General features: G+C 48.6%; 11 protein-coding genes. 4 read left to right on the top strand and 7 right to left on the bottom strand.

What is annotated here, in order from left to right; genetic code table 11:
• On the bottom strand, positions 1–763 hold a 763-nt coding region (locus MES37_RS01740), incomplete at its 3' end, for an enolase C-terminal domain-like protein (protein ID WP_237929997.1).
• A gap of 365 nt (positions 764–1,128) precedes the next feature.
• On the opposite strand from MES37_RS01740, the gene MES37_RS01735 reads away from it, so the two are divergent.
• Positions 1,129–1,866: an IclR family transcriptional regulator domain-containing protein gene (locus MES37_RS01735; protein WP_064546584.1), complete on the top strand. Its 738-nt coding sequence runs from the start codon at positions 1,129–1,131 to the stop codon at positions 1,864–1,866.
• Here the strand turns inward: MES37_RS01735 and MES37_RS01730 are convergent.
• The 4 genes from MES37_RS01730 to MES37_RS01715 all read right to left on the bottom strand — a co-directional run bounded on the left by MES37_RS01730 (position 1,863) and on the right by MES37_RS01715 (position 4,737).
• Positions 1,863–2,399, bottom strand: a complete 537-nt coding sequence (locus MES37_RS01730; protein WP_121813530.1) for a GNAT family N-acetyltransferase — start codon at positions 2,397–2,399, stop codon at positions 1,863–1,865. The genes MES37_RS01735 and MES37_RS01730 overlap by 4 nt on opposite strands.
• Before the next feature lie 3 nt (positions 2,400–2,402).
• Positions 2,403–3,815, bottom strand: coding sequence for an aminotransferase-like domain-containing protein (locus MES37_RS01725; RefSeq protein ID WP_237929996.1), 1,413 nt, complete (start codon positions 3,813–3,815; stop codon positions 2,403–2,405).
• A gap of 359 nt (positions 3,816–4,174) precedes the next feature.
• On the bottom strand, positions 4,175–4,498 hold the full coding sequence (locus MES37_RS01720) for a hypothetical protein (RefSeq protein ID WP_237929995.1): 324 nt from the start codon (positions 4,496–4,498) through the stop codon (positions 4,175–4,177).
• On the bottom strand, positions 4,498–4,737 hold the full coding sequence (locus MES37_RS01715; protein WP_237929994.1) for a DNA polymerase V: 240 nt from the start codon (positions 4,735–4,737) through the stop codon (positions 4,498–4,500). Before MES37_RS01715 ends, MES37_RS01720 begins: the two co-directional genes overlap by 1 nt.
• 145 nt (positions 4,738–4,882) lie before the next feature.
• Here MES37_RS01715 and tssD point away from each other — a divergent pair, with 145 nt between their 5' ends.
• The 3 genes from tssD to MES37_RS01700 are packed head-to-tail and all read left to right on the top strand — an operon-like array spanning position 4,883 to position 6,245.
• Positions 4,883–5,374 (top strand): type VI secretion system tube protein TssD, encoded by a 492-nt coding sequence (gene tssD, locus MES37_RS01710; RefSeq protein WP_237929993.1) that lies wholly within the window; start codon positions 4,883–4,885, stop codon positions 5,372–5,374.
• Between the two features lie 8 nt (positions 5,375–5,382).
• Positions 5,383–5,745 (top strand): tlde1 domain-containing protein, encoded by a 363-nt coding sequence (locus MES37_RS01705; protein ID WP_237929992.1) that lies wholly within the window; start codon positions 5,383–5,385, stop codon positions 5,743–5,745.
• Positions 5,742–6,245, top strand: a complete 504-nt coding sequence (locus MES37_RS01700; RefSeq protein ID WP_237929991.1) for a hypothetical protein — start codon at positions 5,742–5,744, stop codon at positions 6,243–6,245. Before MES37_RS01705 ends, MES37_RS01700 begins: the two co-directional genes overlap by 4 nt.
• A 44-nt stretch (positions 6,246–6,289) precedes the next feature.
• On the opposite strand, the gene MES37_RS01695 is transcribed toward MES37_RS01700, so the two are convergent.
• A complete protein-coding gene (locus tag MES37_RS01695) occupies positions 6,290–6,433 on the bottom strand; it encodes a hypothetical protein (protein WP_237929990.1) in 144 nt (47 codons plus the stop codon).
• Positions 6,434–6,537: 104 nt separating this feature from the next.
• Positions 6,538–6,975: a tail fiber assembly protein gene (locus MES37_RS01690; protein ID WP_237929989.1), complete on the bottom strand. Its 438-nt coding sequence runs from the start codon at positions 6,973–6,975 to the stop codon at positions 6,538–6,540.
• Position 6,976: the final 1 nt, after the last annotated feature.

Raw genomic sequence — 6,976 nt, 5'->3', positions numbered from 1 at the left:
CGCTACTGGCTACGGCTTCATCCGCAAGAATCGCTGCATTGCCACGCTGACTCAAACGCACCAGGCTTTCTATGTCATGAGCGGCAACAGGCTGTTCGATTAAGTCGATTCCCATCGCGTCGAGTTCCGCACAGCCGCGTACTGCCTGGCTTGCATCCCACGCCTGGTTGACATCGACACGGATACTGGCTTGCGAACCAAGAGCTTCGATGATGGCGCGCGTATGTTGCAGATCGGTGCGTAAATCCCGAGCACCGATTTTCAGCTTAAAGGCGTTGTGTCGCCCCTGGGCCAGCACCTTCTGACCTTCAGCAATATCTTTGGCAGTATCACCGCTTGCCAGCGTCCATAACACCGGAAGTTCGCTGGTTAACGCCCCGCCCAACAAGGCGCTGACCGGTAAACCCAGCGCTTTGCCCTGCGCATCCAATAACGCCGTTTCGATGGCAGATTTGGCGAAAGTATTGCCGCGCACGCATTTATTCATCAGCGCGACCAGACGGTTGACGTTATCCGCAGGCTGGCCTTCCAGTAACGGGGCAAGATAGGTATCGATCGCGGATTTGATCCCTTCCGGGCTTTCAACGCCATAACTCAGCCCGCCAATGGTGGTCGCTTCGCCCAGGCCGGTGATGCCGTCGGAGCGCGTCAGGCGCAGAATAACCAGCGTCTGGCAGCCCATAGTGGTCATCGAGAGTTTGTGTGGCCGAATCGTTGGCAGATCAACAATCAGGCTTTCAAGATGTTCGATTGTGGCGCTCATATCCTTCCCGTCGGCGTGGTAGTTACGCCTTTATTTTTTAAGATGTTTGCCGGTCAAATCCCCTGCAAACAAAACGGTGTTTCCTGACAATAGGAGCAACCCCACCAAAGCGTCAACGGCGGTAATCGAATTGTTGTGCGATTATCGACGCGTTTCATTTATACGGCGGATATTTGTGATCGTGGTGGAATATTCCATACATTGTCCGGGGCAAAGTTGCCGGGCAAACGGGCTTAGCGCATCCTGATGACCATGAAGAGCGGCTGGAGCGGCAACTTGTGAACGAAAAAAACCATGATATTCAGAATGTTATTCATGATGATAATCAAAAAATTCAAAGCGTTGCTAAAAGAGATCCCAACTTTATGCTGTCACTGGCTCGTGGGCTGGAGGTGCTTAACGCCTTTACCCCCCAGCGCCAGCGACTGACTATCTCGCAACTGAGCCAGAAAACGCATATCTCCCGTGCAGCTGTGCGCCGCTGTCTTTATACCCTCGCCACCTTAGGGATGGTTCACAGCCCGGATGGTCGCAGTTACGAATTACTGCCGCGCGTATTGACGGTCGGCCATGCTTATCTTGCCGGTACGCCGCTGGCGAAAGTGGCGCAGACCGCGCTCGATAATCTCAGCAAATCGCTTAACCACTCGTGTTCCGTCGCCACGCTGGATGGTGACAATGTGCTCTACATCGCCCGTACCGCTGTAGATAATTTAATGAGTATTGATATTGGCCGTGGCAGCCGCCTGCCCGCGTGGGCAACATCGATGGGGCGAGTATTATTGAGCGCGTTACCGGAAGAAGAACTGGAAGTTTATTTGGGGCGGGCAAAGTTGCTGCGTTACACCCAACATACGGTTTCCAGCGTGGCGCAGTTACGTGAAGAGATTGCGCTGGCGCGACGCCAGGGTTATGCGATTAACGATCAACAACTGGAGATTGGTTTACGTTCAGTTGCCGTACCGATGCTGGCACGTGGTGGCAAAGTAGTTGCCGCAATGAATGTCGGCGTACCCGCCACCGAAGTTAGCGTCACAGAACTGCGCGCCAACATTCTGCCACCGCTACGACGCGCGGCGGCAGATTTATCAATGTCACTTTAAAGCATCTGGTTTTTGGTGATGCGGTACAGTACGTGGCGGCACAACGGCTGGCCTTGCTTGAGGGCTGGGTGGTCAAACTCTTCGCAACGATGCATGCCGATTTTTTCCATCACGCGTTGTGATGGCTGATTTTCCAGCGCGGTAAAAGCGACGATTTCGTCCATTGCGTATTGGTTGAAACCAATTTCCAGCGCTTTACGTGCCGCTTCCGGTGCGTAACCTTTACCCCAGAACGGTTTATCCAGCCGCCAGCCTATTTCAATCACCGGGGAAAACGGCAGTTCGTATCCAGGAATATTCAGGCCCACAAACCCGATAAACGCCCCGCTGCTTTTCTCTTCCACCGCCCATAATCCCCAACCTTTATCGGCGAGGATCTGTTCGACAGCATTCACCATATTGTCGCTTTCTTCACGGGTGCGCGTATTGGGGAAGTAACGCATTACTTCAGGACTGGCATTCATCGCGGCAAACGGCTCGCGGTCGCTTTGCTTCCATAGCCTTAAAATCAGGCGCTCGGTCTGGTATTCCATTGTTCACTCCTTAATTTGTTGGCGAATTAAATCAGCCAGGGTGATCACCGCGTGTTGTTCACGCTCACCTAACACCCACGAAGCATTAAGACGAAAATAATTATGCCATGCGCCGCCAGTGGTAAACATTTTGCCCGGTGCAATGCTGATTTTGTGGGTAATAGCTTGCTCACTCAACACGCTGGCATCCATATAATCGGGTAATTCTACCCACAGGAAATAGCCGCTTTCGCTATGGTGAATTTTCACCTCAACTGGGAAATACTGATGCAGCGCCTGCAAGGTTTGCTGTTTACGCTCAGCCAAAATGCGCCGCAGTTTGCGTAAATGGGTGTCGTAACGTTTGGTCGCCAGATAATCAACCAGCGCCAGTTGCATCGGCGAACTGGTGGAAAGTGTGCTCATTAATTGCAGTTGCTGAATACGCCGCGCATGTTTGCCTGCCGCCACCCAACCGATGCGAAACCCCGCGACCAGGCATTTCGAAAATGATGAACAGTGCAGCGTGATGCCTTGCTCGTCATACGCCCTGGCCGGTAACGGACGATCGCGTCCAGAATACAGCTCGCTGTAAACATCATCTTCGATGAGCGTGACATTATGCTGTTGTAACAATTCCACCAGTTGCAGCTTCTTATCAGGTGACAACGTCACGCCTAGCGGATTCTGACTATTGGTCATTAACCAACATGCTTTCACCGGATAGTCGTTAAGCGCCTGTTTCAGTGCAATGAGATCAATGCCGTTTTGCGGGTCAGTTGCCACCGACAGAGCCTTTAAGCGCAAGCGTTCCAGCGCCTGTAACGCGCCATAAAAACACGGGTTTTCAACAATCACCCAATCCCCCGGCTCAGTGACTGCTTGCAGGCTGAGATTGAGCGCTTCAAGCGCACCAGCGGTTATCACAATCTCCTCTGGCGATACCTGCATTCCCTGCTGCGCATAACGCCTGGCAATGGCGTGCCGCAAGGCTTCGTTACCCGGTGGCAAGTTTTCAATCACGCTCATGGCAGTGGCGGTTTTGCTGACAGTGGCCAGTGAGCGGTTAAGTTGTTGTAGCGGAAACAGACGCGGATCTGGGAATGCCGAACCGAATGGCACTACCGATGCGTCGCAACTGGCCTGCAACACATCAAAAATGTAGGTATTGATATCCACCGCTTCATCACGCATGACTTTCACGGGTGCAAGCGTGCTCCGCGCTGCAGGGCGAGAAGCGACGTAATAACCCGACTGCGGCCTGGCAACAATCAAACCCTGGCTTTCCAGGGTTTGATAAGCATGGCTGACGGTCATGAAGCTCATACCACTCATCGTCACCTGCTCACGTAGCGAAGGAAGCTTGTCCCCTGGCAACCACGCCCCGAGTGCAATCTGGTCAATGATTTGCTGCGCAAGTTGCTGGTATTTTTTCATGATTAACCTGTGCTTGCTGCCTATATCAGATAGCTAAAAATACGCTAAATATCACAACTGTTATAGGCAAAAAACGTTGTTCTGTTTCTTATTCCCACCAGGGTAACCCTCTAACATAGCGTCGAAGTTACTGTGCTATGAGGTTGCGCATGTTCGGTTTAGACGCTTTTCATCTGGCGAGGATTCAGAAGTAACGCAAAGCAAGTTAAGTAATATTTTTCAATATATTAGGCATCCAAAAGCTATAAAATAACCCCTCGTTATAGAATGGTTTTTTTCTATAAAACTCAGATAGATAGAAATAGTTTTGGGGAAGTCTTTTCCAACTGATATTAATGTTTTCTATGCTTTCAAACTGATTAAATGATCGGTCTATCATCCTTCCTCGTAGATATGATCGACACAACCACTTTACCGATTACCACCACATCAGCCAGGGCATCCCCCTCTATTGCTTCACCATCAGATGTAATGAGCGAAGCTCCCTGCAACTTTGCGAATTGCGTACTCCCGCAGAACTGGAGCATCACTGTGTCACCATTTACTGGCTTTCTTGTTTTACTCAGTAAAGCGTAACCTTCACTCGTATCAACCAATACTGAATCACCTGATGTAACACCATGTATATCGTTGAGGTTTAGCATACCAAGAGCGAAGTTAGCTGCTGGCGACGGAAATCCCATTACATGATTCTCCCCATGTTCATCATGAAGTAGACCCTGTCGTCTCCTTCGTGATCGGTGAAGTCGCGGAATGAATGTTGATAATAACTAATCCACTCATTGGCCTGACGCAAAGACCAGAAGTGATTGAGCTTTGCCAGCTCGGACACAAAGTCTCGCGTTGCGACAATTTGACCTCGTTTCGGGTCACGCTTGATGGAATTGATGAATGCGATTGGAATGTCACTTTGACGTGGCATAACCCCTCCAATGTATACTGTGTTTATATACAGTATACATAACTTATTCAGGAAATCTATGGCACGAATCGCCCGTGCAAACCCTTTAATAATCATGGTTATTAGTAGAACATTTAACGAGTTCAACTAAAAATGAGGGTTCGAAATGGCAATTCCAGTCTATCTGTGGCTGAAAGATGATGGTGGTGCAGATATCAAAGGGTCTGTTGACGTTAAGGATCGGGAGGGAAGCATAGAAATAACATCCTTGTTTAATTCAGTAGAAATTCCCACCGATAACAACACCGGAAAGATTACCGGCACACGACAACTCCACCCATACGCATTTTTGAAAGAAATTGATTCATCCTCAGTCTATCTCTATCAGGCCGTTACAACAGGCAAGGTACTAAAAAGTGCCGAGTTTAAATTCTATCAAATTAATGACGCTGGTCAGGAGGAGGAATATGCCAATACCCTTCTTGAAAACGTAAGGATTTGCACCGTGGCACCCTTTATGTATGACATAAAAGACCCAGCGTATGAAAAAAATGGACACATAGAAGCGTTGGAGTTGATGTACGAAAAAATCACCTGGACATACAAGGACGGGAACATAATTCATTCAGATAGCTGGAATGAACGTAAAACAGCGTAGGGGGCATTATGACTTGGACGTATGAACAAAGTACCGGCAGACTTTCCCATAACGGGGAATTGAAAGGATCTGGATATTCTGGAAGTTTAACCAACAAAAATAACCCAGACAGAGAGCACGTAAGAGGAATGGGTCCGTTACCTCGCGGCACCTACCACATAGGTGGCTATACGCGATCAAAGGGGCCATTCACTATTACTCTGATACAAAGATCAGGTGAGTCTTATGGACGCTCAGCTTTCCGCATCCACGGGGAAAAAAGAGCACCCGCAATACCCGGCTTTGCCTCTGAAGGCTGCATTATTATGCCTCTCCCAGTACGTATGCTGGTACTCAATTCAAACGATCACGTTTTAGAGGTAGTCAGATGAAGCGCTGGCTGCTGCTTTTAGTGATCCCTTTAATGGTTAGCGCGGCCACCACACCAGGCAACATAGAGCATGCGATAACCGAATACGGCGTTAAAAATTTCGCTAAAAATACGCCTCCAGCTCAGTGGAATGAGACTATAAAAAACATCTCATTTGGTAAAAGTGAATGGCTTGTCCTTGTTCCGAAACTGACACCGGTAATTAGTTTTGAGCAAGGTATTCAGCTTAGCAATGCACTTTATTACTCCATTGAACCCAACGCCAAAGACACCTTAGAAGTTTTAAACATCCTGGATAAACAAAAAATTTACCAGTACCAACAGGGTACGGGAACCAGCTGTGTTCCTCCAATGTCCGAAAGCGGGAAATATGACGAAGCACTGTATCAAAAGACCAGAATTGCTTTACTTAATGTGGGACCTCAGGGTGCGGATTGTCTTTGGGTGTTAGAGGCTGCCGTAGAAGAGCTAAAGACTACGGAGGCGCAAAAGGCTCAATGATTAATAAGTAAAAGAAGCCCGGTAATCACCGGGCTTGAGAGGTGTTATTGGCATTCCAGCCCAAGTTTTTCAGCTAACCTATGCAGCGCGCATTGGCTCATCACTTCTTCTGCGCTTGCCGCGAACTCCTGCCAGTGTTTACCTAAGAAGAAGGCAATCATTTCTTTCTCTTGCTCTGTAAATTCCATTCGACAAGGTCCGTTATATACACGCAGTAAGTCTGCGGCTATATAACCACATCTTTCAAATAGTTATTGCAGATCAATATCCAATCATCGATCGGTGAAAACGATCAATTAGTAGTGAATGGTTTTTCGGGCCACGCTGGAGACTCGGTCTCTAAGGAGAGGTTGAGTACATCTACTGTATAGCGTTTAATCTGCGCCAGTATTTCAGTTTGCTCCGTTGTAGCCTCACCAACATCAACCGCAGCCTGTAGTGGGAACGCATACAATACGGCCTCGCGCAGCTTGTTTTTTTGTTCCAACTTATTAGCGTCTATTATCTCCTCGTTTGTTTTTAATGGGGGCTCGACTTCAAGCCATTCCATTTGGCCTTGTGCATTGTAATTCGGAACGCAATTTTTCGGAGCGGCCCCAATAAAATTCTCGTACACATCGTCACTGATGCGCACCAAGTCATCGGGCAGTACTCCAACTGATTTATAATAACGCAAGCATTTAACTGGATAGAATCCGCGAGTTTCGTTGCTGAATAATTGACTGTGCATG

It is taken from the genome of Buttiauxella sp. S19-1, assembly GCF_022134725.1.
GTDB classification, from domain to species: Bacteria; Pseudomonadota; Gammaproteobacteria; order Enterobacterales; family Enterobacteriaceae; genus Buttiauxella; species Buttiauxella ferragutiae.
Note: the sequence above shows the minus strand (reverse complement) of the source record. Positions and strands in the feature narration are given on the sequence as shown.

Bases quoted from the DNA above. Each gene is read 5' to 3' on its own strand.
- MES37_RS01690 (WP_237929989.1), bottom strand. From the start codon at position 6,975: ATGCACAGTCAATTATTCAGCAACGAAACTCGCGGATTCTATCCAGTT.
- tssD (WP_237929993.1), top strand. From the start codon at position 4,883: ATGGCAATTCCAGTCTATCTGTGGCTGAAAGATGATGGTGGTGCAGAT.
- MES37_RS01715 (WP_237929994.1), bottom strand. From the start codon at position 4,737: ATGCCACGTCAAAGTGACATTCCAATCGCATTCATCAATTCCATCAAG.
- MES37_RS01700 (WP_237929991.1), top strand. From the start codon at position 5,742: ATGAAGCGCTGGCTGCTGCTTTTAGTGATCCCTTTAATGGTTAGCGCG.
- MES37_RS01720 (WP_237929995.1), bottom strand. From the start codon at position 4,498: ATGGGATTTCCGTCGCCAGCAGCTAACTTCGCTCTTGGTATGCTAAAC.
- MES37_RS01725 (WP_237929996.1), bottom strand. From the start codon at position 3,815: ATGAAAAAATACCAGCAACTTGCGCAGCAAATCATTGACCAGATTGCA.
- MES37_RS01705 (WP_237929992.1), top strand. From the start codon at position 5,383: ATGACTTGGACGTATGAACAAAGTACCGGCAGACTTTCCCATAACGGG.
- MES37_RS01730 (WP_121813530.1), bottom strand. From the start codon at position 2,399: ATGGAATACCAGACCGAGCGCCTGATTTTAAGGCTATGGAAGCAAAGC.
- MES37_RS01695 (WP_237929990.1), bottom strand. From the start codon at position 6,433: ATGGAATTTACAGAGCAAGAGAAAGAAATGATTGCCTTCTTCTTAGGT.
- MES37_RS01735 (WP_064546584.1), top strand. From the start codon at position 1,129: ATGCTGTCACTGGCTCGTGGGCTGGAGGTGCTTAACGCCTTTACCCCC.